Genomic DNA, 25,017 nt, shown 5'->3' on the forward strand with positions numbered 1-25,017 from the left:
GATATGCGTGGCAAGCGGCGGGCCATGGCCGCCGCGGATGCGCTCAGTCGAGTCCGGCGGACTCGGCGGGATCCCGTTGCGAGCGGATGTCTTCCGGGCTGAGCAGGATATAGCCCAGCGACTTGAGCAGCTGCACGGCCTCCAGTTCGGCGTCGAGATACACCGGGCGTTCCGGGGTGCGCGCGCGCTGCGCTGGCAGTGGCCACGGGCCGCTGCCATGCGCTGCCAATGGCGCCGCTGGCGCCGTCTCCTGCAACCAGCGCGCGGTCAGGATGCGGCAGTGCTCGAGGTTGGGTTTCCATGACACGTCGACGGCCGCATTGAACCGGCCGGTGCAAAGGCGCAGCCGCTTCAGCGCTTTCAGCCAGCCGACGAAGGCGTCGGGCTCGGCGGGCTGGTAGCCGCGCAGCAGGGTCGCGAGATAGTCCTGCGCCGTGCGGCCGTCGAGCGCCGGGTCGTCGTCGAGCAAGGCAATTTCAAGCGCCACGTGCTTGCGGCCGTCGTGGTCATAGATGGTGCAGTCGCCATCGACCACGCCTTCGCGCAGCAGCTCGCACAAGAGCGCCCAGGCCCTGGGGTTCTTGTCGAGCCGGCTTTCCAGCGTGGGGTCGATGCGGGCGAGCAGTTCCGGCATGGTGCGCACCTCGCCGGACTGGGCCGCCGCCGCGAACGCCATGGCGTTGGCGGAAGGCTTGTCCCCGTGTGCAATCCGTTGCAGCGAGGCATCCTTGAGTTCGCCGATTTCCGCGGCGGTGTCCACCGCGTGCATCCACGCATAGTCTTCCAGGCTGGCGCACAGCTTGCGCGCGGCGCGGGCGAGCTGGCCGGCCAGCGACTGGACAAAACCGGTGCACAGCGCGCAGCGGCATTCGAGCCGGCCCGCGTGCAGGAAGCCGGCATAGAGCCGCTCCTGGTGTCCGCAATGCGCGCATTCGAGCGAAAAGCCGCCCTGGCGCACCGGCCGCTGCGACGCCAGCAGACCATCGACCTGATACTGCGCCCGGCCGCCGCAGCATGGGCACAGCCATTGCAGCTTGTGCGCACCGTCGCGCGGCGCCACGGCGCGCTCGAACTGGCGCGCGATGGCGCTGCGCGGTATGCCCTGGGCGCGCCCGACCACATCGGCGCAATAGCACCAGTAGCAGTACGAGTGGGCCAGCGCGGCCTGGTCCGAGGACAGCTGGCGCAGCGCCGGCAGCACGCCCGTGCTGCGGCGGATCTCGGGCGCAAGCGCGTCGATCAGCTCCGGCCCGCCCGGCATCGCGGCCTCGAGGGCGGCGCGGCTCTGCGCCAGGAAATCGGGCACGTAGACCCGGCGGATGAAATCCTCGTTCTCCAGCCAGAACAGGTGGCCCGGAAGCGCTTCCAGTGCCTCGATGCCGTCCCTGACTTCGGTCATGCCGGCACAGGCGAGAAACGTGAACGGCTTGCTGAACAGGAATTGGTCTGTCATGTTGTCGTCAACGGTGAATCCCGCCCATGAGCCCCCACAAGCTCGCGTGCGATCGACTCACCCCGTGACCAGGCCAAGGCAAAAGCAGGGAGGCGCCAGCCGCTGCGCTTCCCGCTCGTGGGGACTTGCCCCTTCTTGTTTTCAGTGCATGTGATGCTGCGGTTTTTTTTTCGTTGCCGCACTGGACAGCATAGGCGAGACGGCGGCTTCCATACAAAGGAATCGTCCAGCGCATCAAAGTCGTGCAGTGATGATCTCGGCGCCCGGAAGCGCCTGGCGACACGGCTCGGCCGGTCCGCGCCGCGGCCCGCCGCTACAGCGGCGCAGGCTGGGGCGGGGCCGCGGGCTTCTTGCCGGCGCCGCTGTAGGCGAAGTACCTGGCCTTGGCGCCCCTGGCCCAGTAAGCCACGGTGAAGTGCTTGCTGTCGCGCCCGTAGAGCAGTTCCAGGCTGCCATTGGCCGCGCTCCATTCGGCATAGCCGTTCTCGGCCGCGCCTTCGGTCTTGCGCACGGCGGCATAGCGCTCGTCCAGCTTCCTGCGTACGTCTTCCATGACAGAGCGCTCGAAGGTCATGGTGACCAGCGCCACCGCATCCTGCGCATCGCAGTTCAGCACCACGCGCGACAGGCCGGGCAGATGGAAGCGCTCCAGGTGCTTCAGTTCCACCGTATCGCCGCCGGCCCACTCGGAGGTGCCGGTTTTTGCATGGTTCTGCGGCGGCGCCAGGCGCGAGCAGCGGGCCTTGCCGAGTTCGAGCCCAAGTGGCGCGGCAGTGTTGCCGGCCGCTTCCGGCGGGGCGGCAGCGGTGGCGGCTTGGACGGAAACCGAGGCCAGCAGTGCGGCGCAGAGCAGGGACAGTTGCTTCATGTTGAGGCGGGAAAAGGCTTTCACGTTTTGCATTCGGGTTGGATGCGAGATTCTAAAGCCTTCTTGCACGGATCTTTCCCCGGCTTTCGCGCTGCTTTGGCCTGAACGGGTGAGGCCACGCTATGACGCGGCCCGCGCCGGCATCCATCGTCGCGTGCCGGCCCAGAACAATAGCGCCAGCAAGCTGACCCCCGCGCCGAGCATGCACACGCCGCGCCATCCGGCAATGTCATAGGTCGCCGTGGTGGCCAGCGCGCCCACGCCGCTGCCGCTCGCATAGAACAGCATGTAGGCGCCGACCAGCCGGCTGTGCGCGGTGGCGTCGGCGCGGAAGATCATGCTCTGGTTGGTGACATGGATGGCCTGGCCGCCCAGGTCGAGCAGCACGATACCAAGCGCCAGCGGCCACAGCGAGGTGCCCAGCCATGACAGCGGTAGCCATGCGGCCACCAGCAGCACAAGGGCCGCGAAGGTGGTGCGCTGGCCTAGGCCCTGGTCCGCCCAGCGCCCCGCGCGCGCCGCGGCCAGGGCACCGGCCGCGCCGACCAGCCCGAAGGCGCCGATGGCCGTGTGCGACAACTGGTAGGGCGGGGCGCTCAGCGGCAGCACCAGCGCGCTCCAGAAGATATTGAACGCGGCGAACATCAGCAGCGCGATCATGCCGCGGATCTGCAAAACCCGGTCGCGCCGCAGCAGCGCGAACATCGACCACACCAGGCTGGCATAGCGCATCCGCTGCGCCGGGCCTGGCAGCACTGGCAGCGAGCGCCACAGCAGCCAGGCCAGCACCAGCATGGCGGCGGCGGCGCAGACGTAGACGCTGCGCCAGCCGCCCAGGTCGCTGACGCCGCCGGCGACCACGCGCGCCAGCAGCAAGCCGGCAAACACGCCGCCCTGCGCGGTGCCGACCACGTGCCCGCGTTCCCGCGGCGCCGCGGCGGCGGCCGCATAGGCGATCAGTCCCTGCGTCATGGCGGTACCGAGCAGGCCGGTCAGCAGCATGCCCGCCAGCAGCATCGGCACCGATGGCGCCAGCGCCACCACGGCCAGCGCGCCGGCCAGCGCCAGCACTTGCGCCAGCATCAGGCGGCGGCGCGGCAGCAGGTCGCCCAGCGGCACCAGCAACAGCAACGCCAGTGCGCAGCCGGCCTGGGTGGCGGTGACCACGCCGCCGATGGCGGCGGCACCGATGCCGAAGTCCGCCATCAGCGCGTCCAGCAGCGGCTGCGCGTAGTAGACGTTGGCCACGCTCAGCCCGCTGGCGCAGGCGAACAACAGCACCGCGGCGCGCGGCAGCGGCGCGGGCAAGGCCGCGGGGCGAGCGGTGGGCGATGCCGTATCCGGCGCGCGCGAGCAGGATTCCATAGCGCTTCCAAGTAGTTGCAAATCAAAACCAGTTGAAGCGTAAGCCTGCCGGTTTTAAAATGCAACCACTTCGACAGCGCGCGATGCGCCCAAGGCTTTCCTGACATGGTCACCCGCAAGGACCCGAGCGAAGAGACCTGCCCCGTGGCGCGCGCGCTGGCGCTGGTCGGCGACCGCTGGTCGCTGATGATCGTGCGCGATGCCTTCGACGGCATGCACCGCTTCAGCGACTTCCAGCGCAGCCTGGCGGTGGCGCGCAATATCCTGTCGGACCGCCTGCGCCGGCTGGTGGACGCCGGCATCCTGGCGACGCGTCCGGCCTCGGACGGCAGTGCCTACCAGGAATACGTACTGACGGAAATGGGGAAGAGCCTGTTCCCCATCGTGGTGGCGTTGCGCCAATGGGGGGAACACCACCTGTTCGCACGCGGCGAGCGCCGCTCGCAACTGGTGGAAAAGCGCACCGGCAAGCCGGTGCCGCCGATGATGCCGCGCTCCGGCGACGGCAAGGTGCTGTCGCCCGACGAGGCGCAGGTGCGCAAGCCGCGGTAGGCGCGGCCCTGCGCCCCCGCGTTCAGCTGCCGCGATAGGTGCCGAAGCTCCACGGCGAACACAGCAGCGGCACGTGGTAGTGCTGCGCGGCATCGGCGATGGTAAAGCGTACCGGCACGATGTCGGCGAACACGTCGGGGGTGCGGAAATAGTCCGCCACCCAGAAGCGCAGCTCGAACTCGCCGGTGCGCGCCTGCGCCGGCGGCAGCATCGGCGCGTCGGTGCGGCCGTCGTGGTTGGTGCGGGTGCGCGCGAGCAGCCGGGGCGGCTGCACCGCGACGTCGAACAGCTCGACCTGCATGCCGGCCACCGGGCGGCCCAGCGATACGTCGAGCACATGGGTGCTGATACCTGCCATGATGCGATCTCTCTGGGTTGGGCCGCGCGCTCAGCTGCCGCGGTAGTAGTTGTAGCTCCACGGCCCGAACAGCACGGGCAGGTGGATGCGCTGGCCGGCGTCGGTGACGCGCACGCGCAGCGGGATCTTCGACAGGAACGACGGTTGCGGCAGGCTGGCCTTGCGCGCGGCGAAGTATTCGTCGGCATGCAGGATCAGCTCGTAGGTGCCGGTGCGGTAACTGTCGCCGACCAGCAGCGGCGGCTCGCTGCGGCCGTTGGCGGCCAGCGTGATGGTCTGCAGCGGCGTGCGCTGGCCATGGTCGATGCGGAACATCTCCACGCGCATGCCGGCCGCGGGCGTGCCGTGGTAGGTGTCGAGCGCATGCATTGTCAGGCGCGGGCCCAGGCCGCCTTGCTGCACCGGCGCCGCGGTCTGGTTGGGCGCGGGCGCGTCGGGCGTGGCGCCCCAGCTAGTGCCGGCCAGCAGCGCGCCGCCGCCCAGCGTCATCGATCGCAGCGCAAAGCGCCGGCGCGAGGGATCAAAGGTATGGTCGTCCATCTCGGGCTCCTCCTTAACGTGCCGGTGCCGGCTTGCCGCGCAGCTGGCGGATGCCCACCAGCACCAGCACCGCGGCCAGCACTTCGATCACTGCCACCAGGTACAGCCCCGAGGTGAGCTTGCCGGTGGTGTTCTTGACCAGCCCCATCACGTACGGGGCGCCGAAGCCGGCCAGGTTGGCCACCGAGTTGATCAGCGCCACGCCCACCGCGGCGGCGCTGCCGGCCAAGTAGCGGTTGGGCAGCTGCCAGAACACCGGGATCGCGCTCATGGTGCCCACCAGCGCGGCGGTCATGGCCAGCAGCGCGATCACCGGCGACAGCACCTGCGCGCCCAGCAGCACCGCCAGCACGGCCATGGCACCGCCGCCGACCAGCGCCGCGCCGCTGAAATGCCAGCGCACTTCGTTGCGGCGGTCGGAATGCGCGCCGTTGAGGATCATGCCGGCGGCGCCGCACAGGTAGGCCACCGCGGCGATCCAGCCCACCGCCATCGGTGTGGTGAAGCCCACGTCCTTGATGATGGTCGGGATCCAGAAGGTCAGCGTCGAGTTGGCGCACAGCAGGCAGAAGAAGATCGCGATCAGCAGCCAGACCTTAGGATTGGTGAAGGGCGTGCGCCAGTCGTGGCCGCGCTCGCCCATCGCCGCGTGGTCGCGCCTGAGCGCGTCCTGCACCACGCGCTTCTCGGCGTCGGACAGCCAGCGCGCCTGCTCGGGCTTGTCGGTCATGTAGAACCAGGCAAAGATGCCGGCCAGCACCGACGGGATGCCTTCCAGGATGAACAGCCACTGCCAGCCGTGCATGCCGTTGACACCCGCCATGCCGGTCATGATCCAGCCGGCCAGCGGGCCGCCCAGCACGCCGGCGATGGCGGACGCCGACATGAAGGTGCCGAAGGCGCGCGCGCGGCGCTGCGAGGGGTACCAGTAGGTCAGGTACAGGATCACGCCGGGGTAGAAGCCGGCCTCGAACGCGCCCAGCAGGAAGCGCAGGATGTAGAACTGCGTGGGCGTGGTGACGTAGCTCTGCAGCATGCAGATCACGCCCCAGCAGATGGTGATGCGCATGATCGTCTTCTTGGCGCCGATCTTCTGCAGCAGCATGTTCGACGGCACTTCGAAGAAGAAGTAGCCCAGGAAAAAGATGCCCGCGCCCAGCCCGTACACGGCTTCGCTGAAGCGCAGCGCGTCCAGCATCTGCAGCTTGGCGAAGCCGATGTTGACGCGGTCCAGCCACGCCAGCACCCACAGCACCCCGAGGAAGGGCAGCAGGCGCCAGGTTACCTTGCGGTAGACGCTGTCCTCGGCGTCTTCGGCGGTGCCGGCGAAGACCGGTATGCCTTGTTTCGTGATCGACATGATGTCTCCTGTCTTGTGGTGTTCTGCCAGGCCGGGCCTGGTGGCGGTGCATGCGCTCCGCCGGGTTGGGAGCAAGTATATGAATGGCCCGCCGATGCGAAACGAGGGGGCTGGTATAGGCCCCATAGCAGCGTCGATATGGGCCGCCATCCCTTGCCTGGCGCGGGTTTGCGGGCAGCGGCGGCGGCTGCCGGCGGACCTATGGATTACCCTGACCGGCCCGCGGCGGGGATGCCGCGCATGCGCAGCGGCGGCGCCTGTGCGGGTTCCACCGGTTGCCGTGCGGTGCGCGACACGCTACAAAGTCGCCATGGCCTGGCATACCGGCACCGCCGCGAGCGGCGGCAGCCGCACTCGCCATGCCTTCCTTTTTCTTGCCACGGACTCAACATGATTCGCGCCGACGACCCGTTCGACACCTACCTGCTGCGCGTGCTGTGCATCCTGATCGCCGAGCAGAGCGTGTCGCGCACGGCGATCCGCCTGAACCAGTCGCAGCCGGCCATCAGCGCCGCGCTCAAGCGCCTGCGCGCGATCTTCAACGACCCGCTGCTGACGCGCGAGAAGAACGTGATGGTGCCGACCGAGCGCGCGCTGCAGCTGGCGCGCAACGCCCAGGCCGCGCTCAGCGCGCTCGACAACCTGCTGGTCTCGGACGACCGCTTCGATCCGGCCACCACCGAGCAGAGCTTCGTGGTGGCGATGCCGGACTACCTGGCGCCGCCGTTCTTTGCGCACGTGGTGCGCGCGGTGCGCCGCGCCGCGCCGCATGCGCGGCTGTCGGCGCTGCCGCTCGGGGCCAGCTTCGACTATGAGCAGGCGCTGTCGGCGGGCGCGGTCGATATCGTGATCGGCAACTGGCCCAATCCGCCCGAGCACCTGCACCTGTCGGTGCTGCTGGAAGACGAGGTGGTGTGCGTGGTGGCGCAGGACAGCGTGCACGCGCAGCCCGGCAAGTTCACCGCGCAGGCCTACCTGGGCGCATCGCATATCGTGCCGACGCCGTATTCGCGCGACCAGCGCGGGCTGGTGGATGCGGGCCTGAGCACCATGCGCGTGCATCGCGACAACCGGGTCAGCTGTCCTTACTTCAACCTCGCGCCCAGCCTGATCCCCGGCACCGATCTGATCCTGACCACCGCGCGCCACTTCGCCAACTACCACGCGCAGCATGTGCCGCTGGCGGTGCTGGAACCGCCGATCGAGTTCCCCTTCATGCGCTTCTACCAGCTGTGGCACCCGTCGCGCCACCGCTCGGCCGCGCATGTGTGGCTGCGCGGCATGCTGAGCGCGGCCTCGCAGGAACTGCGCGACCTGCGCGACCTGCACCGTTAGCGGTATCGGTTTCTGTTATGCGATCTATAGGGCGCGGGCTCTCGCCGCTGCGGCGGGGCGTTCCTATACTCGGCCCCGTATTCAACGATTGCCCTTGCGGGAATCCCTACGGGAGAAGCCTCCATGTCTCAACCCCTCGACCTGGCGTCGGTCAACGCGCTGGACGAAGCGGCCTTTGCCGAGGCCTTCGGCAGCGTGTTCGAACACTTTCCGCAGGCCGCGGCAGGCGCCTGGGCGCAGCGGCCGTTCGCCTCGGTGGCAGCACTGCATGGCGCGATGATGGACGTGGTGCGCAAGCTGGACGCGCCGCGTCAGTGCGATTTCCTGAACCTGCACCCGCAGCTGTCGGCGCGCAATATCCGCGCGGGCACCATGACGGCGGATTCCAACGCCGAGCAGAAGAGCGCCGGACTGGATGCGATGTCGGTGCAGCAGGAAGCCGCGCTGGACCGGCTCAATGCCGACTACCAGGCCCGCCACGGCTTCCCCTTCATCATCTGCGTGCGCCACTACACCCGCGAAGGCATCTTTGCCGCGTTCGAGCGCCGCATCGGCCGCAGCACGCAGCAGGAGCTGGACGAGGCGCTGGCCCAGATCGCGGCCATCACGCGGGCACGGCTGGCGGCGCGCCTGGCCGGCTGAGCACGGCGGCTATCCAGCCGCTTCCAGGCCCAGCGCCAGCATCCCCACCAGCATCAGGCTCAGGGCCCAGAGCGCCTCCAGGTTGAACCAGCTGCGCGAGACGAACTGCAGCCCCAGGTAGCGGTAGACCAGCCACGCCATGCCGCCGCCCATGGCAAACATCGCCAGCGTATGCAGCAGCGCCACCGCCAGCGCCATGCCGAGGTTAGCACCGGCGAGCGTGGCGGCGGCCTGGTGCCCCGGCTCGCTATCGGTGCGGCACAGGCCAAGATAGATCGGCACCAGCATCAGCCCGGCACCATGCGCGATCGCCACCGCGAACGACCACAGTGCCAGGCGCGACGGCGCGATGCGCACCAGCGCGCGCGGATGGCCGCGCCTGAGCAGCAGCGCGATGCCGCAGCCGATCAGCAGCACGCTGGCGCCGATGCGGATCTGCGCCTGCCAGGCGACCAGCGCGGCCAGCATGCCGAACGGCAACGTCACCGCCAGCACCGCCAGCGCGTGCCCGGCCGCCAGATACCCGAGCGCGGCGACGAGCGCTCGGCCGCTGTGCGCCAGCAGCCCGTTCGATACGGCCAGAGGCCATCCCATCGCCGGGTTGACGCCGTGATAGAGCCCGCTGGCCAGCACCGCCGACCACAGGCCAAGCTGTTCCCACGCGTGACCGGTCAAGCCCTGGCCGAGGGATAGCAAAACGAATCGGTCGAGCAGTCGCCGCCTTCCAGCCGGATCTGGTGCGCGCGGTAGCCTTCGGGAAACTCGACCCAGTAATCGTCGGCCAGCGTCAGGCCGCCGTCCGCTGCGGCCCGCGCCATGACCTGCGCGCCGGGAATGCCGTCGGGGTAGAACTGCTGGTCCCAGCTGGAATACAGCGAGTTGGTCCAGTAGACGCGCTCGCCGTCGCGGCTGATCTCCACCATCTGCGGGCCGCCGGCGAAGGGCTTGCCATTGGGGTGCGGGGTGCGCCGGACCATGCCGCCGAGATGGACCGAGCCCGCCAGCCGGGGCTTGCGCGGATCGGTGACGTCGTACTGGCGCATCTCGCCCGTGCCCCAGCACGACACATAGAGGAATTTGTCGTCCAGCGACAGGTCGATATCGGTCACCAGCGGCGGCACCGCGCCGAAGCCTTGCAGCAGCGGCGGCAGCTGGCTGGGATCGGCGGGCTCGGCCGGGATCGTCGCCGTCTTCTCGGCGTGGAACTTGCCGTCCTCGCGCCACCAGGTCCAGATCGAGCCTTCCAGGTTGGTGGTGTCGACCACCACGCCGACGAAGCCGTACTCGCGCACCGGATCATGCGCGGGCCGCACTTCCAGCGCCATCTGGTGATTGGCGCCGAGGTCGATGGTCTGCACGTTGCGGCGCGCGCGCAGGTCCCAGAAATGCAGCTTGTGGCCGTAGCGGTTGCCGAGCAGGTCCTCGGGCACCAGACCGTTCTCGAACTGCGGCGGCAGGGCCCATTCGCTCGACACCATGTAGTCGCGCGGCAGGTTCCACCAGAAATCGTAGTGCTTCTCCTGCGCGCCGCGGTCGATCTCCCAGCGGCCCAGCACCTCGAAGGTCTCGCAGTCCATGATGAAGATCCCGGGCGGGCCATCGGTGCCATCCGGCCCGCTGCCGCCCAGTGTGCTGACATAGATGCCCTCCGGGCCGCAGTGCACGGTATGCGGCCGCGAATAGCCGGTCTTGCGGAAGATCTCGTCGGGCTCGACGATCTTGTGGATGCGCGCCTGGGTCGGATGCGGCCTGGTGTCGACGATATACAGGCGCGACGAGCGCATCCCCGGGATGATCAGGTAGCGCCGCTCCAGGAACGCATGGCCGGTCAGCGGCGACAGCGCCGACGAACACGCATTCCAGCCGAAGTGATGGAGCTCGTCGCCCTTGTGCGTCATCGGCACGGTATGCACCACCTGGCTGTAGGTCGGCGATCCGGGCTTGACGTCGATCACCGCAAGCGCGTCGGGCTGCGCGCCATCGGGGCTGAGCAGCACGGTATAGGCAAAGGATTCCGCTGGCGCGCTGATCGCTAGCTCCGGCGAGGCGTGAAACGTCGGATCTGGCCGCATGTTCATGGTGTGCCCTCCCTGGTCCTGGCGGACCTTGCGACATCGCCGGTACGTCACCTGGCGCGTGGCCGAGTGCGCGGTAAGCCTACCTAGCCTAGGTCGTTCTGCATGCCGAGTCAAAGCCGCGCGTACCGGGCCACGGGCGTGGATTCATGCACGCGGAAGGTCCGGTTTGCGAAATACAGATGGTCGGAAACACGCGGATCGCGCACAAAGGAGGCTTGATCAGGCAAAGGAACATCCGGGCGATGGACGCGGCAATCGTGGAAGGCAAGGACCAGGCTTACGGCCTCGACAATCCGGCACTGGAAAGCATCGGGGTCAGGATCACCCATTGGCGCGACGACCATGTCGAGCTGGAACTGCCGCTGGCGCGCAGCATGCTCAACCGCAGCCGCGTCGTGCATGGCGGCACGATCTGCACCTTGCTCGATGCCGCCACCGGCTATGCCGGCCTCTACGCCGCGCCGGGCGAGAACCCGCGGCACGCGGTCACGCTGTCGCTGACGTCGAACTTCCTCAGCAACGGGACTGGCAAGCTTCTGACGGCGAAAGGCATGGTCGACCGGCGCGGGCGTTCGATCTTCTTTTCCCGGGCGGAGGTGTGGCTGGATGGCGAACTGCTGGTGGCCACCGGTGTCGCCACGATGAAGTACCTGAAGTAAGCGGCCCGCCTCAGGCGCCGTCCTGGCGCCAGCGCGTCGGCGACTTGCCGAACTGCGCCGCGAACCAGCGCGAGAAGGCGCTCGGTTCCGAAAATCCCAGCAAGGTGGCGACCTGCGCCAGCGGGCGCCCCGGAGCCTGCAGATGGCGCTGCGCCAGCTCGCGGCGCACCTCATTGACCAGTGCGGAAAACGTCAGCCCATCCTGTTCCAGCTGGCGCTGCAAGGTGCGCGGGCTGGTGCCGAGGCTTTGCGCGACCTGTTCCACCGCGCCACGTCCGCGCGGCAGCAGCTGGTTGAGGGTGCGCCGCACGTCCGCGGCGATGGATGGCTTGCCGGCGCCCGGTTGCAGGTCAAGGAAACCCCGCGCGTAGCCGGCCAGGCTGGCATCGGCCAGGGGATTGACGCGGTCGAGGTCGCCGCCGGCAAGCACCAGCCCGTCGAAGTCCGAACCAAATTCGATGCGCGGCCCGAACAGGCGCCGGTGGAGGCGCAGGTCGGCCGGCGCCGCATGCGCGAAATGCACGCTGTGCGGCATCCACGACTCGCCCAGCATGGCGCGGATCAGGCTGTGCAATGCGGCCACGGTCAGTTCCATCGCCTGCCTGCCGGGCTGTTGCCGCCCGGTCTGCAGCGTCACGTGCAGCACCGCGACACCGGGATGCTCGGTGACCAGGATGGCGATGGAGTCGCTGAGCCAGTGGCGGTAGCGCTCGATCTCGGCCAGCGCGTCGCGCAGCGTGGGCTGGTGCTGCAACAGCAGGCTGACCGGGCCGAAGTCCGACAGGCGCCACGATTCACCCACCATCAGGCCAAGCGAATGGCAGCTGGTCTCGCGCGCCGAGGCCTCCAGCACTTGCGCCAGGCGCTGCTCGGGGATGCGCAGGTCGGGCGTGTACAGGCACGCCTGGTCCAGGCCTGCCCGGGCCACCATCCGCACCGGATCCAGGCCCGCGCCCCGGGCGATTCCCAGGTATTTGGTCAGCGATGCGCTGCGAACGAGGACGGTCATGGGGGCTGCCGCGAGAGTGGGGTGGGGGCGTCGGTCGTGGCTGTCGTCAAATGGCAAATCGTGGCGCGATCGGTCAAGGGCGCCGCGCCCCGGCTGTCTCACAATCGACTGCGCCGCGCCAATGATAGCGGCGCGCGCAGGACACCACAATCAGGAGACAGCCTTGGCCAAAGCCATTCGCATGTACGAGACCGGAGGCCCCGAAGTCCTCCGCTACGAGGACGCCGAAGTCGGCGATCCGGGCCCGGGCGAGGTACGGATCCGCCACGTCGCGGTCGGCCTCAACTATGCCGACACTTACTTCCGCAACGGCACCTACCCGGTGCCGCTGCCCAGCGGCATGGGGGTCGAGGCGGCCGGCGTGGTGCAGGCGGTGGGCCCGGGCGTGACCCACATCGCGGAGGGCGACCGCGTCACCTATACCGGCTTCACCAACACACTGGGTGCCTACTGCAGCGAGCGCCTGGTGCCGGCCGCGCCGCTGATCCACCTGCCGGATGCGATTTCCTTCGAGACCGCCGCGGCGATGACCATGCGCGGCCTGACCTCGGCCTACCTGATGCGCCGCATCTATCCATTCAGCGGCGGCGAGACCATCCTGCTGCACGCGGCCGCCGGCGGCGTCGGCCTGATCGTCTCGCAGTGGGCGAAGCTGCTCGGCCTGACCGTGATCGGCACGGTCTCGACCGAAGCCAAGGCCGAGCTGGCGCGCGCGCATGGCTGCGACCACGTCATCGACTACAGCCGCGAGGACGTGGCAACGCGGGTGCGCGAGCTGACCGACGGCGCGGGCGTGTCGGTGGTGTTCGACAGCGTCGGCCGCAGCACCTTCCAGGCCTCGCTGGATTCACTCAGGCGGCGCGGCCTGATGGTCTGCGTCGGCACCGCCTCGGGAACGATTCCGCCGTTCGATCCGCAACTGCTGGCGCGGAAAGGCTCGCTCTACCTGACCCGTCCGGCGCTGGCCGACTACATCGCCGATCCCGCCGAGAAGGCCGAACTGGCCGCGGAAGTGTTCGGCCACGTGGCCGCCGGGCGACTTCGCATCGGCATCAACCAGCGCTACGCGCTGCAGGATGCGGTCCAGGCCCACCGCGACCTGGAGTCGCGCCGGACCACCGGCTCATCGATCTTCGTGCTGTAAAGGAGCGTCTTCATGCAAGTCCAACAACTTACCTGCAGCATCGGCGCCGAACTGAGCGGCGTCAGCCTGGCCGATGCCGCGCGCGATGCGGCGCTGTTTGCCGAGATCAGGTCGCTGCTGCTCGAGCACAAGGTGCTGTTCCTGCGCGACCAGCAGATCTCGCGCGCCGACCACGTGGCGTTCGCGCGGCGCTTCGGCGAACTGGAAGACCATCCGGTGGCGGGCAGCGATCCCGACCATCCCGGCCTGGTGCAGATCTACCGCAGCGACAAGCGCGAGAACTACGAGAACAGTTACCACACCGACGGCAGCTGGCGCGAATGCCCGCCGATGGGCTGCGTGCTGCGCTGCATCGAGTCGCCACCGGTCGGGGGCGACACCATCTGGGTCAACATGGCCGCGGCGTACGAGCACTTGCCCGAGGAAATCAGGCAGCGCATCGGCGGCCTGCGCGCCAAGCACGGCATCGAGCATTCCTTCGGCGCGGCGATGAGCCCGGAGAACCGTGCCAGGCTGGCCGCGCAGTACCCCGCGGTCGAGCACCCGGTGGTGCGCACGCATCCGGAGACCGGCGAGAAGGTGCTCTATGTCTGCGGCTTTTCCACCCACTTCGTCAATTTCCACACGCCCGAGAACGTGCGCTACGGGCAGGACAAGACCCCGGGTGCGAGCCATCTGCTGAACTACCTGATCAGCCAGGCGGCGATTCCCGAGTACCAGGTGCGTTTCCGCTGGCAGCCCAACAGCGTGGCGATCTGGGACAACCGCTGCACCCAGCACTACGCGGTGCAGGACTACTGGCCGGCGCCGCGCAAGATGGAGCGCGCCGCGATCATCGGCGACAAGCCGTTCTGAGCCACGCCAGCGCCGCAAGCCTGGCCAGCACCACGATGAAAGGAGACATGCCGTGCATTACCTAGATGGGTCCCTGTTCCCTGAAAACCAGCAGCCGCTGATCATCACCGCGGCCCCTTACGCGCCCGGCTGGCTGCCGTCCGACTTTCCGGAAGATATCCCGCTGACGATGGAAGACCAGATCCAGAAGGCCGTTGACTGCTACAACGCCGGCGCGACGGTGCTGCACCTGCATGTGCGCGAACTCGACGGCAAGGGCTCGAAGCGCCTGTCCAAGTTCAACGAACTGATCGCCGGCGTGCGCAAGGCGGTGCCGGAGATGGTGATCCAGGTGGGCGGGTCGATCAGTTTCGCCCCGGAGAACGAGGGCGATGCCGCGAAGTGGCTGTCCGACGACACGCGCCACATGCTGGCCGAACTCGATCCGGTGCCGGACCAGGTCACCGTGACGGTGAACACCTCGCAGATGAACGTCACCGAGCATGCCGAACTGGCGGATTTCCGGGGCACGTCGCGCGAGAACCCCGCCATCTTCAACGCGTACAAGGAAATGACGGTGCCCGCCCAGCCCGGCTGGGTCGAGGAGCATATCCGCCGCCTGTCCGCCGCCGGCATCCAGAGCGCATTCCAGTGCTACAACATCAATAGCTTCGAATCCGTCGAGCGGCTGATCCGGCGCGGCATCTACAAGGGCCCGCTGGTGATGAACTGGGTCGCCATCAGCGGCGGCATGGATGCGCGAGCGTGTTCAACCTGGCCAATATGGTCCGTGCGGTGCCGGATGGTGCGGTGCTGACCGTCGAAAGCTCGGTGCGCAACGTGCTGCCGGTGAACATGATGGGTATCGCGCTGGGGCTGCATGTGCGCTGCGGCACCGAGGACTGCCTGTGGAACCAGTCGCGCACGGCCAAGATGAGCACCGTCAGGCAGATCGAGCAGTTGGTGCGCATCGCCGGCGAGTTCGGCCGCAAGGTGGCTACCGCGCAGGAAGCGCGCGAGATCCAGAGGATCGGCGTGTTCTACGACACGGTCGAAGAGACGCTGGCGGCCAACGGCTTCGCGCCGAACCGCAATGGCGGCAACCAGGGCTTCCTGCGCAAGGCTGCCTGAACCGGTCCGCCTGCCACCGGCAAGCGGCCCGCAGAAGGGCAGGGGCGGCAGCGGGCTGCCCCGAGCCCTCGCATATACGGAGAGACAACCATGAAGCAAGCACAACCGTCGGCGCGCCGCAGGGCATTGCTGACAGGCATGCTCGGCCTGGCGCTGCCGGCTGCGTTCCCCGCGCCCGCCCATGCGCAGGCGTGGCCGACCAAGGTGGTCAGGATCGTGGTCGGCGGCCCTGCCGGCGGCACCGCCGACATCCTCGCGCGCCTGCTGGCCGAGGGGCTGACGCAAGCGCTGGGCAAGCCGGTGATCGTCGAGCAGAAGCCCGGCGGTGCCGGTGCGATCGCGGTCGGCACGCTGCTGTCGGCGCCGCACGACGGGCATACCGTGCTGCTGATCCAGGGCGGCATCGTTTCCGAGACGCCGCTGGCGCTGAAGGTCTCGTTCGATCCGTTCAGGGACCTGAAGCCGATTGCCCAGGTGGCGCGCACCGGCCTGGTGCTGGTCGGCAACCCGAAACTGCCGGCGAAGAACTTCAGCGAGCTGCTGGCCTACATCAAGAGCAAGCCGGGACAGATCGACTACGCCTCGTATGCCGCCGGCATGCGCGGGCAGACCCTCGGGGTCCAGTTCAACCGGCTGGCGGGCGTCAACATGAGCCACGTCGGCTACAAGGGCTCGCCGCCCGCGTTGCAGGACGTGATGGGCGGGCACGTGCCGCTGATGTTCGACGGCCTGGCGACCTCATTGCCTCTGATCAAGGCCGGCAAGCTCAGGGCCTATGCCGTGGCCTACCCGAAGCGCATCCCCGCGCTGCCGGACGTGCCGACCTTCGCCGAGGTCGGCTTCCCGGCGATGACGGAGCCCGGCTGGATGGGCCTGTGGCTGCCGTCGGACGTGCCCGCGGCGGTGCAGGAAAAGATCCGCAACGCCACGCTGGCGATCGTGCAGCAGCAAGGCTACCGCAAGCACGTCGAAGACATGGGCATGGACAACGGGCAGCCGCTCGGCAGCGAGGCGCTGTCAAAGGAAGCGCGCGCGGCGTATGAGCGGCAGGCGGAACTGCTGCGGTCGATTGGCTTCGTGCCGGAGTAAGCGCGCACCGGAGCGGTCAGGCCGGGGCTAACGCTTCCTGCGCCGGCGCGCGCCGGCGAACATCGACATGTCGCGCAGGATGCAGTCGAGCAGCGTCTTGGCGGCCACGCCCATCGGCCGGCCCGCCTTGACCAGCAGGCGCGCCTTGGCGGCTTCGAACAGCGGATGGGCGATCGGCAAGGTCACCAGTTCGCCGGACTGCAATTCCCGGTAGGCCGCAAAGCCGCCGATCAGCGTGATGCCGTCATGGCGCTTCACGAAGTGGCGCAGCACCGCCAGCGAGTTGGTGGTCAGCGTCGGGCGGATCTGGATGTTCTCCGCGTACGCCAGCATCTGCACCACCTGGCCCAGGCCGAATGCCGGCGGCATCATGGCCAGCGGATAGTCGGCCAGTTCCTGCACCTGGACCTTGCCGCCGCGGCGCGCCAGCGGATGCCCGGCATGCACCAGCAGCACCACCGGCTGCGACGACGTGGCCACCCAGGCAATGTCCGCATGGCCGGGCGGATTGTAGGCCAGGCCGATATGGGCGCGGCTTTCGGCCACCTCCTGCAGCACGTTGTTCACCGGCAGGATGTCGACGGTCACGTCCAGCCGCGGATAGCGCGCGCAGAAATCCGTCAGCACTTCATCCATCAGGCCGTCGACATAGCCCTCGCTGGTGGCGATGCGCACCTGGCCGTGCTGCAGCCCGCGCAGGGCCTGCAGGCGGTCTTCGAACAGTTCCTGCTGGGCGCGGCAGCCGCGCCAGTATTCCAGCAGGTGCTGCGCCGCTTCGGTCGGCTGCACGCCGCGCGCATGGCGGTCGAACAGCGGCGCGCCCACTTCTTCTTCCAGCAGGCGGATCTGGCGCGTGATCACCGACGGCGAGGTGTTGATGCTGTCGGCCGCGCCACGGATCGAGCCGTGCGTCAGTACCTCGTGGAAATAGCGCAGCCTGCGCTGGTTCAGTTCCCGCATGTCGGTTCTCGCTGTCTGGCGTGGAGGGCGCCGGCGTGTCGTGGTGTTGCCGGCCGGGCAACGATAGCCGACTTAAGTTGCTCTTGCTCTGTTTTTTCAGATGCCAGACGATCAATGCCTGCCAGCCAAAGACATCGCGTCCACAAAAAGCCGACCACCACGGGAGAGATCGACATGTCCGCAACCCTGCCCCCACGCACCCCCACGGAAGCCGCCGCGCAGCGGGCGCTGTACCGCAAGCTGAACTGGCGCCTGTTGCCGTTCCTGCTGCTGTGCTACACCTTTGCCTACCTGGATCGCGTCAACATCGGCTTCGCCAAGCTGCAGATGCAGAGCGACCTGGGTTTTTCCGACGCGGTGTACGGGCTGGGCGCCGGCATCTTCTTCTTTGGCTACGTGCTGTTCGAGATCCCGAGCAACCTGCTGCTGCCCCGGATCGGTGCGCGCAAGACCATCAGCCGCATCCTGGTGCTGTGGGGCCTGACCTCGGCGGGCATGATGTTCGTGCGCGACGAAACCACGTTCTACGTGCTGCGCTTCCTGCTTGGCGTGTTCGAGGCCGGCTTTGCCCCCGGGATGATCTTTTACCTGACCTACTGGTACGGGCAGCAACGCATGGCCCGGGTGATGGCGGTGGTGATGCTGGCCGGGCCCATCGGCGGCATTTTCGGCTCGCCGCTGTCGACCTGGCTGATGACGGCGCTGTCCGGCGCGCACGGGCTGGCGGGATGGCAATGGATGTTCCTGGTGGAAGGGCTGCCATGCGTGCTGCTCGGCGCGCTGGCGCTGCGCGTGCTGGCAGACCGGCCCGCCGAGGCAAGCTGGCTCAGCGACGCGGAAAAGCGCATGCTGGCCGCCGAGTTGCGGGCACCGGCGGGCGGGCATCACTCGTTCGGCCAGGTCGCGCGCGATCCGCGCGTGTACCTGCTGGCCTTTGCCTACTTCACCATGATCTGCGGCATCTACGCGGTGAGCTTCTGGCTGCCGTCTATCCTGAAGGCGGACGGCGTCACCGACACCATGCAGATCGGGCTGTATTCGATGATTCCCTATATTGCCGCGGCGATCGCCATGCTTGTGATCGGGCGCAGTTCCGACCGCCGCGGCGAGCGCCGCTGGCACAGCGCGGTGCCGGCCTTTACCGGCGCGGTGGCGCTGGCCGCGGCCACGCAGTCCAGCGGCAACCTGCCGGTGTCGCTGCTGTGCATGACCATCGCCACGGCGATGATGTGGGCCGCCTATACCGTGTTCTGGGCGATCCCGTCGCAATACCTGAAGGGCGACGCCGCGGCCGGCGGCATTGCGCTGATCAACACCATCGGACTGATCGGCGGCTTCCTCAGCCCCACCATCATCGGCGCCGTGCGCACCGCCACCGGCAGCATGCAGGCCGGCCTGCTGGTGATGGTGGCGCTGCTGCTGGCCGGCGCGGCGGTGCTGGTGGCCAACCGGATGCCGGCGCCGCAGGGCGCGGTGTCGCCGGCCTGACGCCGGACTTTTGTTTCACGGAGAAGAACCTTGGCAACACGGATCCTGGTCGCCGGCTTCCAGCACGAGACCAATACCTTTGCGCCGTCAAAGGCGACTTACGCCAGCTTCGAGCGCGGCGAAGGCTTTCCCGCGATGGTGCGCGGCGACGACATGCGCGCGCTGCGCGACGTCAACATCCCCGCCGGCGGCTTCATGGCCGCCGCCGGGCGCTACGGCTGGACCCTGCTGCCGGTGATCTGGGCCGGCGCCAGCCCGTCGGCCCACGTGACCGAGGACGCGTACGAGCGCATCGCCGGCGAGATCGTCGACGCGGCGCGCGCGGGCGGCTTCGACGCGGTCTATCTCGACCTGCACGGCGCGATGGTGGCCGAGCACACCGATGATGGCGAGGGCACGCTGCTCGCGCGCATCCGCGCGGCGGTGGGCCCCGGGGTGCCGGTGGTTGCCTCGCTCGACCTGCATGCCAACGTCACGCAGGCCATGCTGCAGGCGGCCGACGCGCTGGTGGCCTACCGCACCTACCCGCACGTGGACATGGCCGAGACCGGCGCGCGCGCCGCGGCGCTGCTGCAGCGCCTGCTGGCGCGCAAGGGGCCGCTGCACCGCGCGGTGCGACGGTTGCCGTTCCTGATCCCGATCAACGGCATGTGCACGCTGCTGGAGCCGGCGCGCGCCATGTACGCGTTGTTGCAGCAGCGCGAACGCGGCGAGGTGGCGTCGCTGTCGTTCGCGCCGGGCTTCCCGGCCGCCGATTTCCCGGAATGCGGGCCGGTGATCTGGGGCTATGGCGAGGACGCCGGCGCGGCCGAAGCGGCGGTGCAGGCGCTGTACGACCGGATGCTGGCCGACGAGCCCGCCTGGGAGGTGCCGTTCCTCTCGCCCGACGAGGCCGTGCTCGAGGCCATGCGGCTGGCCGCGGGGGCCGCGCGCCCGGTGGTCATCGCCGACACGCAGGACAATCCCGGCGCGGGCGGCGATTCGAACACCATGGGCATGCTGCGCGCACTGCTGCGCCATGGCGCGCGGCAGGCGGCGATCGGGCTGATCTGGGACCCGGCGGTGGTGGCCGAGGCGCACCGTGCCGGCGTTGGCGCGACCATCGAGGTGGCGCTGGGCGGCGTATCCGGGGTGCCCGGCGACGCGCCGCTGCGGGGCCGCTTCGAGGTGCTGAAGCTGTCCGATGGCGTATGCCGCTACGGCGGGCCGATGATGCACGGCATGCTGGCCGATGTGGGCCCGGTGGCACTGTTGCGCATCGACGATGTGCAGGTGGTGGTCAGCGCCGGCAAGGCCCAGATGCTCGACCGCAACCTGTTCCGCGTGGGCGGGGTCGAGCCCGAGGCGATGAAGATCCTGGTCAACAAGAGCTCGGTGCACTTCCGCGCCGATTTCCAGGGCATCGCGCAGGCCGTGCTGGTGGCCAAGGCGCCGGGCCCGATGACGGCCGATCCGGCCGACCTGCCCTGGACCCGGCTGGCCCCGGGCATCCGGCTCAAGCCGATGGGCAGGCCTTTCCGGCCCGGATGAGGGCGGCAAGGGGCGCGAGGTCTGCTATGCCTCGCGCCGCGCCAGCGCCAGGAAGGTGCCCAGGCCCACCATCGTGACGCCGGAGGCACGGGTCATCAGCCGCGCGCGTGCCGCGCTCGCGGCCCCGGACCTGAGCAGGCGGTGCGCGGCAAACACCACCACCACGTCGACCAGCGTGTTGAGCGCGACGCAGATGCAGCCCAGCAGCGCCAGTTGCGACACGGCCGCCCCGCCGGGCGTAACGAACTGCGGCAGGAACGCCAGGAAAAACAGCGCGGTCTTGACGTTCAGCACCTCGACCACCACGCCTTCGACCAGCGCGCGGCGTGCGCCGCGCGACGGCACCGCAGCGACCGTGGCCGGCGGCTCCTTGCGCAGCAGCATGCGCACGCCCAGGTACACCAGATAGGCCGCCCCCAGGTACTTGAGCACGCTGAACGCCACCGCGGACTGGGCGATGACCAGCGACAGGCCCGCAGCCGCGGCCAGCACGTGCAGCAATCCGCCCAGGCCGGTGCCCAGGCATGAGGCCAGGCCCTCCGGCCGTCCGCCGGCGACCGTGCGCGCGACGACATAGGCGATGGCTGGGCCGGGGGTGATGGCAAGCACGACGGCGGCGATCAGGAAGGGGATCAGCGACATGGTTACGGGTTCCTTGCTGGTGAGGAAGGGTCGAGGGCGTTGCGCATCGACTGCGCCAGTTCCGGGCAGCCGCGCGCCTGCAGCGCGTCGACCACGCCAAGGCGGTCGCGCGTGTCCTTGTTCTGGCCGAGCTTGCGCTTGCCCACCAGCGACGTGACGGCGATCTCGAGGCCGACGATGCCGCGCAGCATGGCGTCGAGGTAGTCGGGCGGGGCATCGCCCATCTTCCACGGACTGGGTTCGGCGGCCTCGTGCCGCCGCGTCAGGCGCGCCACCAGGCCGCGCACGAAGCGCTCGTCGTCGCGCACGGTGAGGGTGCCGTGGGCGTGCACCACCTCGTAGTTCCAGGTCGGCACCTGGCGGTGCGTCTCGTGCTTGCTCGGGTACCAGTTTGGCGAGACATAGGCCTCGGCGCCGCGGAACACCACCATCACCGGCGTGCCGGTCGGGCACCGCTGCCAGACCGGGTTGGCCCGCGCCACGTGCGCGGTGAGCACGCCGTGTACGCCGGCGCCGGGGTCGAATTCGAAGGGAAGATGGTCGGCGTCCAGGCCGTGCTGGCCGTGCGTGACCAGCATGCCCAGCGGGTGCGCATGGATGATGCGGGCAAGGGCGTCGGGGCGGGGCTCGGCGAAATGGTCGGGAACGTACATCGTGGGGGCTCGGGGCGATCGGATGCTCGCTACTGTCGCCGACAACTGGCACAATCGGAAGGTCCAGTTTCCAGGAATTTTAATGGGCCAGTTCGACCAGCCCGCCGGCCGGCGTTCCGATGCTACGGGTGCTACGGGTGCTACGGGCGCGGGACGCCGCATCTATGACCTGCTGCGCGCCCAGATCGCCGACGGCACGCTGCAGCCGGGCGCGGCGGCGCCGTCCACGCGCGGCCTCGCGGCCGAGCTGGGGGTATCGCGCACCACCGTGACGGCCGCCTACGAACAGCTGGCGGCGGAGGGATTCCTGGTCACGGCGAGGGGGCGGGCGGCCCGCATCGCCAGCCCGCTGGCGGCTGCCCCGCCGGCGCGGCCCGCTGCCGCGCGCCGCGCCAGGGTACCGGTGCTGTCGCAGTTCGGCCGCCGCGTGGCGGCACTGGGGCTGCCGGCACCGCCGCCGGCCGAGCCGGTGCGCTTCGATTTCCTGTACGGCGCGGTGGCCTGGCGCGACTTCCCGGCACTGGCCTGGCGGCGCGCCTGGCAGGCCGAGCTGCTGCGCCAGCATGACAGCCTGTCCTATGCCGCGCCGGAAGGCGAGGCATCGCTGCGGCGCGCGCTGCAGGGCTATCTGCGCCGCGCGCGCGGGCTGGCCTGCGACGCCGGCCAGATCGTGGTGGTGCATGGCTCGCAGCAGGCCATCGACCTGTGCGCGCGGCTGTTGCTGGACCACGGCGATACCTTTGCCTTCGAAGACCCCGGCTACCTGATGGCGAGGCGCTGCTTCGAGGCCACCGGCGCGACGTGCCTGCCGGTCCCGGTGGACGGGCAGGGCATGGACACCGCCAGCCTTCCCGCGGACAACCGGGTGCGGCTGGCGTACGTGACGCCGTCGCACCAGTTCCCGCTGGGCGGGGTGCTGCCCATCGGCCGCCGCCAGGCCTTGCTGCAATGGGCGCGGCGCCATGACGCGTGGATCGTCGAGGACGACTACGACGGCGAATTCCGCTACGGCCAGCGCCCGATCGACACCCTGCGCGCGATCGACACCGATGGCCGCGTGATCTATGTCGGCACCTTCTCCAAGGCGCTGTCGCCGCAGCTGCGGCTCGGCTACCTGGTGCTGCCGCCGGAGCTGGTGCCGGTGTTCCGGCAGGCCAAGCGGCTGGCCGACCGCCACGCGCCGGTGCTGGAGCAGCGCGTGCTGGCCGCGCTGATCGACAGCGGCGCCTACGAGCGCCACGTGCGCCGCATGCGCCGCGAGAACGAGCGCCGCCGCGCGGCCCTGCTCGATGGCATTGCGCGCCACCTGCCCGGCGATGCCGAGGTCAGCGGCACCGCCGCCGGGCTGCACGTGGTGCTGTGGCTGCCGTCGCTGCGGCCGCGGGACGAGCCGGCACTGGTGGCCGCCGCGCGCGGCGCCGGCGTGGGCGTCTACCCGGTATCGGCCCTGTATGTCCGGCCGCACGGGGCGGGCCGGCCCCGCGCGGCCGGCCTGGTGCTGGGCTACGCCAGCCTGACCACCGCGCAGATCGAGCAGGGCGTGCGCGTGCTCGGCATGGTGCTTGCCGCGATGGCCTGAAGCGGCCGGCCCGTCCGGCCCGGCATGCCGGGCGTTTCTGCCAATGACATTGAACAGAACGGCAATTGGCCGGCCCGGCGCAACGCTCTAACGTCTGTCGAAAACGACCGCGGCCGGCACACGGGGCGGCAAAGAACGACAACCAGGAGACAGCGCATGGCTATCGCAAAGCGTGGAATGGGGGGGCGTTTGCTATCGGTCGTGGCCACAGCCATGGCGGCAGTGGCGATCTGCGCGGCGGCAGCGCCGGCCGCGACGGCGGCGGGGGAATTCCCGGCCAAGCCCATCGAGTTCTGGATTCCGTTCCCGCCCGGCGGTCCCACCGACGGCTCGCTGCGCACGCTGCTGGCAGCCGCCGGCAAGGAACTGGACCAGCGCGTGGTGCCGATCAACAAGCCGGGCGCGGGCGCCACGCTGGCGGCCCAGGTGATGTCCCAGACCGCGGCGCCGAACGGCTACACGCTGTCGATGGTCGCGGCCAACATCTTTCGCATGCCGCACCTGCAAAAGACGCCGTACGACCCGCTCAGGGACTTTACCTACATCATCGGCCTGACCAACTACCGCTATGGCCTGGTGGTCCGCGCCGACGCGCGCTGGAAGACGCTGGAAGAATTCCTCGCCTACGCCAGGGCGAACCCCGGCAAAGTGACCTACGGTGCCGTCGGCATCGGCAGTTCGGGGCATATCTCGATGGAAAAGCTGGGCCGGGCCGCCGGCGCTAGATTCACCTTCGTGCCCTACAAGGGCGGCGCCGAGGAAATGATAGCGTTGATGGGCGGCGACATCGACGCGGTGCTGGACCCGGGCTGGGGACAATTCGCCGTGGCCGGCAAGGTGCGGCCGCTGGCCATCGTCGGCAACGCGCGCTTTGCGCGCTTCAAGGATGTGCCGACCCTGAAGGAGCGGGGCTACGACATCACCGCCAGCTCGCTGGTGGGCATCGTCGGCCCGCGCGGCATGGATCCGGCGGTGGTCAGGAAACTGCACGACGCGTTCTTCCGCGCCGCGCAGGACCCGGCCTACCTGCGTTCGCTCGAGGCCATCGACCTGGAGCCGGTCCACCTCAACAGCGCGGACTACACCAGGTTCGCGGCCGAACAGTTCGAGCGCGAGAAACGCGTGGTGCAGCAGCTCGATATCAGCCTGCAGTGATCGGCGTGCGATCGCCGCGTGGCTGGCTGCACTGTCTTAGTGCGGCCAGTCACGCAGGGGCATCCTTGGCTCGGGTTAGCGCCGCTTCTTTGGTACGCTGGTGGTATGCCTGCCGCTGCCATCGCTGCTTGCGCCCCGAGCGTGCCTGCCTTCCGCACTACCCGGCTGGCAGCGGCCAAAGGAGTGATCATGCAAGAGCTGAGCTTTAGCGCCCTGCTGTACCGCTATTTCTTCTTCGGCTGGCTGTTCCGGGACGCCAGCCGCGGCAACCGCGCCGAACGCACGCGCGCCTGGCACTTCAACCAGGCGCGCGCGCATTGGCTGCTGACCTACATGCGGCGCTGGCTCTGGTGCGGCGTGTTGTGCTACGCGCTGGGCGGCGCGGTGGAGCTGATGTTGTCCGCGCCGGCGCTGTCGGCGCTTTTTTACGTGCCCGGCGCGCTGTGCGTGCCGGTCAACGTTGTCATCGGCGTGCTGTGGCTGGGCCTGAAGACGTTGCCCGGGCCGCTGTGAACGCGCCGGTATGGCGCGTCGCCGGCAGGGATCGCGCCGGCGCGGTGACGCCGCCGAAGTAGAATCCGGTGATGTTCCTG

General features: G+C 69.2%; 24 protein-coding genes and 1 pseudogene. 13 read left to right on the forward strand and 12 right to left on the reverse strand.

The window, feature by feature from the left end; translation table 11 throughout:
* Window positions 1-43: 43 nt before the first annotated feature.
* The 3 genes from A3AG_RS0121390 to A3AG_RS0121400 all read right to left on the reverse strand — a co-directional run bounded on the left by A3AG_RS0121390 (window position 44) and on the right by A3AG_RS0121400 (window position 3,686).
* Window positions 44-1,453, reverse strand: coding sequence for a hypothetical protein (locus A3AG_RS0121390; protein WP_018007400.1), 1,410 nt, complete (start codon window positions 1,451-1,453; stop codon window positions 44-46).
* A 313-nt stretch (window positions 1,454-1,766) separates the two neighbouring features.
* A complete protein-coding gene (locus A3AG_RS0121395; protein WP_026164366.1) occupies window positions 1,767-2,321 on the reverse strand; it encodes a hypothetical protein in 555 nt (184 codons plus the stop codon).
* A gap of 120 nt (window positions 2,322-2,441) precedes the next feature.
* Entirely contained in the window at window positions 2,442-3,686 is a 1,245-nt protein-coding gene (locus A3AG_RS0121400) for an MFS transporter (protein WP_018007402.1), read from the reverse strand.
* A gap of 105 nt (window positions 3,687-3,791) precedes the next feature.
* Here A3AG_RS0121400 and A3AG_RS0121405 point away from each other — a divergent pair, with 105 nt between their 5' ends.
* On the forward strand, window positions 3,792-4,238 hold the full coding sequence (locus A3AG_RS0121405) for a winged helix-turn-helix transcriptional regulator (protein ID WP_018007403.1): 447 nt from the start codon (window positions 3,792-3,794) through the stop codon (window positions 4,236-4,238).
* Window positions 4,239-4,260: 22 nt separating this feature from the next.
* Here the strand turns inward: A3AG_RS0121405 and uraH (A3AG_RS0121410) are convergent, their stop codons facing one another.
* From uraH (A3AG_RS0121410) to A3AG_RS0121420, 3 genes are read right to left on the reverse strand one after another with little or no spacing between them, the layout of a single operon-like run.
* On the reverse strand, window positions 4,261-4,596 hold the full coding sequence (gene uraH, locus A3AG_RS0121410; RefSeq protein WP_012355646.1) for a hydroxyisourate hydrolase: 336 nt from the start codon (window positions 4,594-4,596) through the stop codon (window positions 4,261-4,263).
* 30 nt (window positions 4,597-4,626) lie between these two features.
* Window positions 4,627-5,136 (reverse strand): hydroxyisourate hydrolase, encoded by a 510-nt coding sequence (gene uraH / locus A3AG_RS0121415; RefSeq protein WP_018007404.1) that lies wholly within the window; start codon window positions 5,134-5,136, stop codon window positions 4,627-4,629.
* A gap of 13 nt (window positions 5,137-5,149) precedes the next feature.
* Window positions 5,150-6,496 (reverse strand): MFS transporter, encoded by a 1,347-nt coding sequence (locus A3AG_RS0121420; RefSeq protein ID WP_018007405.1) that lies wholly within the window; start codon window positions 6,494-6,496, stop codon window positions 5,150-5,152.
* Between the two features lie 390 nt (window positions 6,497-6,886).
* Between A3AG_RS0121420 and A3AG_RS0121425 the strand changes: the two genes are divergently transcribed.
* Both A3AG_RS0121425 and uraD read left to right on the forward strand, forming a co-directional pair.
* Window positions 6,887-7,831 carry a LysR family transcriptional regulator gene (locus A3AG_RS0121425; protein ID WP_026164368.1) on the forward strand — a complete coding sequence of 315 codons (945 nt, stop codon included), beginning with the start codon at window positions 6,887-6,889 and terminating at the stop codon, window positions 7,829-7,831.
* Between the two features lie 123 nt (window positions 7,832-7,954).
* Window positions 7,955-8,473: a 2-oxo-4-hydroxy-4-carboxy-5-ureidoimidazoline decarboxylase gene (gene uraD / locus A3AG_RS0121430; protein WP_018007407.1), complete on the forward strand. Its 519-nt coding sequence runs from the start codon at window positions 7,955-7,957 to the stop codon at window positions 8,471-8,473.
* 9 nt (window positions 8,474-8,482) lie between these two features.
* On the opposite strand, the gene A3AG_RS0121435 is transcribed toward uraD, so the two are convergent.
* Entirely contained in the window at window positions 8,483-9,148 is a 666-nt protein-coding gene (locus A3AG_RS0121435; protein ID WP_026164369.1) for a hypothetical protein, read from the reverse strand.
* The gene (locus tag A3AG_RS0121440) at window positions 9,145-10,551 is read right to left on the reverse strand and encodes a selenium-binding protein SBP56-related protein (RefSeq protein ID WP_018007409.1); all 1,407 of its coding nucleotides are present in this window, start codon (window positions 10,549-10,551) and stop codon (window positions 9,145-9,147) included. The genes A3AG_RS0121435 and A3AG_RS0121440 overlap by 4 nt, the downstream gene beginning before the upstream one ends.
* Before the next feature lie 242 nt (window positions 10,552-10,793).
* Between A3AG_RS0121440 and A3AG_RS0121445 the strand changes: the two genes are divergently transcribed.
* Entirely contained in the window at window positions 10,794-11,210 is a 417-nt protein-coding gene (locus tag A3AG_RS0121445; RefSeq protein ID WP_026164370.1) for a PaaI family thioesterase, read from the forward strand.
* Between the two features lie 10 nt (window positions 11,211-11,220).
* On the opposite strand, the gene A3AG_RS0121450 is transcribed toward A3AG_RS0121445, so the two are convergent.
* Window positions 11,221-12,219: an AraC family transcriptional regulator gene (locus A3AG_RS0121450; RefSeq protein ID WP_018007411.1), complete on the reverse strand. Its 999-nt coding sequence runs from the start codon at window positions 12,217-12,219 to the stop codon at window positions 11,221-11,223.
* A gap of 163 nt (window positions 12,220-12,382) precedes the next feature.
* On the opposite strand from A3AG_RS0121450, the gene A3AG_RS0121455 reads away from it, so the two are divergent.
* The 4 genes and pseudogenes from A3AG_RS0121455 to A3AG_RS0121470 all read left to right on the forward strand — a co-directional run bounded on the left by A3AG_RS0121455 (window position 12,383) and on the right by A3AG_RS0121470 (window position 16,417).
* The gene (locus tag A3AG_RS0121455) at window positions 12,383-13,363 is read left to right on the forward strand and encodes a quinone oxidoreductase family protein (protein WP_018007412.1); all 981 of its coding nucleotides are present in this window, start codon (window positions 12,383-12,385) and stop codon (window positions 13,361-13,363) included.
* A gap of 12 nt (window positions 13,364-13,375) precedes the next feature.
* Entirely contained in the window at window positions 13,376-14,218 is an 843-nt protein-coding gene (locus A3AG_RS0121460) for a TauD/TfdA dioxygenase family protein (RefSeq protein ID WP_018007413.1), read from the forward strand.
* Between the two features lie 52 nt (window positions 14,219-14,270).
* A pseudogene (locus tag A3AG_RS31850) lies at window positions 14,271-15,328 on the forward strand (beta-keto acid cleavage family enzyme).
* A 90-nt stretch (window positions 15,329-15,418) separates the two neighbouring features.
* Window positions 15,419-16,417 carry a tripartite tricarboxylate transporter substrate binding protein gene (locus tag A3AG_RS0121470; protein WP_018007414.1) on the forward strand — a complete coding sequence of 333 codons (999 nt, stop codon included), beginning with the start codon at window positions 15,419-15,421 and terminating at the stop codon, window positions 16,415-16,417.
* 27 nt (window positions 16,418-16,444) lie between these two features.
* Here A3AG_RS0121470 and A3AG_RS0121475 read toward each other — a convergent pair whose 3' ends face one another.
* Window positions 16,445-17,377 carry a LysR family transcriptional regulator gene (locus tag A3AG_RS0121475; RefSeq protein ID WP_018007415.1) on the reverse strand — a complete coding sequence of 311 codons (933 nt, stop codon included), beginning with the start codon at window positions 17,375-17,377 and terminating at the stop codon, window positions 16,445-16,447.
* A 174-nt stretch (window positions 17,378-17,551) separates the two neighbouring features.
* Between A3AG_RS0121475 and A3AG_RS0121480 the strand changes: the two genes are divergently transcribed.
* Window positions 17,552-18,865 (forward strand): MFS transporter, encoded by a 1,314-nt coding sequence (locus A3AG_RS0121480; protein WP_018007416.1) that lies wholly within the window; start codon window positions 17,552-17,554, stop codon window positions 18,863-18,865.
* 30 nt (window positions 18,866-18,895) lie between these two features.
* A complete protein-coding gene (locus tag A3AG_RS0121485; RefSeq protein WP_018007417.1) occupies window positions 18,896-20,395 on the forward strand; it encodes a M81 family metallopeptidase in 1,500 nt (499 codons plus the stop codon).
* A gap of 24 nt (window positions 20,396-20,419) precedes the next feature.
* Here A3AG_RS0121485 and A3AG_RS0121490 read toward each other — a convergent pair whose 3' ends face one another.
* A complete protein-coding gene (locus tag A3AG_RS0121490) occupies window positions 20,420-21,037 on the reverse strand; it encodes a LysE family translocator (protein ID WP_018007418.1) in 618 nt (205 codons plus the stop codon).
* A 2-nt stretch (window positions 21,038-21,039) separates the two neighbouring features.
* Complete coding sequence (locus A3AG_RS0121495; RefSeq protein WP_018007419.1) at window positions 21,040-21,690, reverse strand: FMN-binding negative transcriptional regulator; 651 nt, start codon at window positions 21,688-21,690, stop codon at window positions 21,040-21,042.
* A gap of 82 nt (window positions 21,691-21,772) precedes the next feature.
* Here A3AG_RS0121495 and pdxR point away from each other — a divergent pair, with 82 nt between their 5' ends.
* From pdxR to A3AG_RS0121510, 3 genes are all read left to right on the forward strand, one after another.
* Entirely contained in the window at window positions 21,773-23,269 is a 1,497-nt protein-coding gene (pdxR, locus tag A3AG_RS0121500) for a MocR-like pyridoxine biosynthesis transcription factor PdxR (protein WP_018007420.1), read from the forward strand.
* A 156-nt stretch (window positions 23,270-23,425) separates the two neighbouring features.
* Window positions 23,426-24,424: a tripartite tricarboxylate transporter substrate binding protein gene (locus A3AG_RS0121505; protein WP_035849395.1), complete on the forward strand. Its 999-nt coding sequence runs from the start codon at window positions 23,426-23,428 to the stop codon at window positions 24,422-24,424.
* Between the two features lie 189 nt (window positions 24,425-24,613).
* Complete coding sequence (locus A3AG_RS0121510; protein ID WP_018007422.1) at window positions 24,614-24,937, forward strand: hypothetical protein; 324 nt, start codon at window positions 24,614-24,616, stop codon at window positions 24,935-24,937.
* Window positions 24,938-25,017 lie beyond the last annotated feature (80 nt).

This window comes from Cupriavidus neocaledonicus (genome assembly GCF_000372525.1).
Lineage (GTDB): Bacteria > Pseudomonadota > Gammaproteobacteria > Burkholderiales > Burkholderiaceae > Cupriavidus > Cupriavidus neocaledonicus.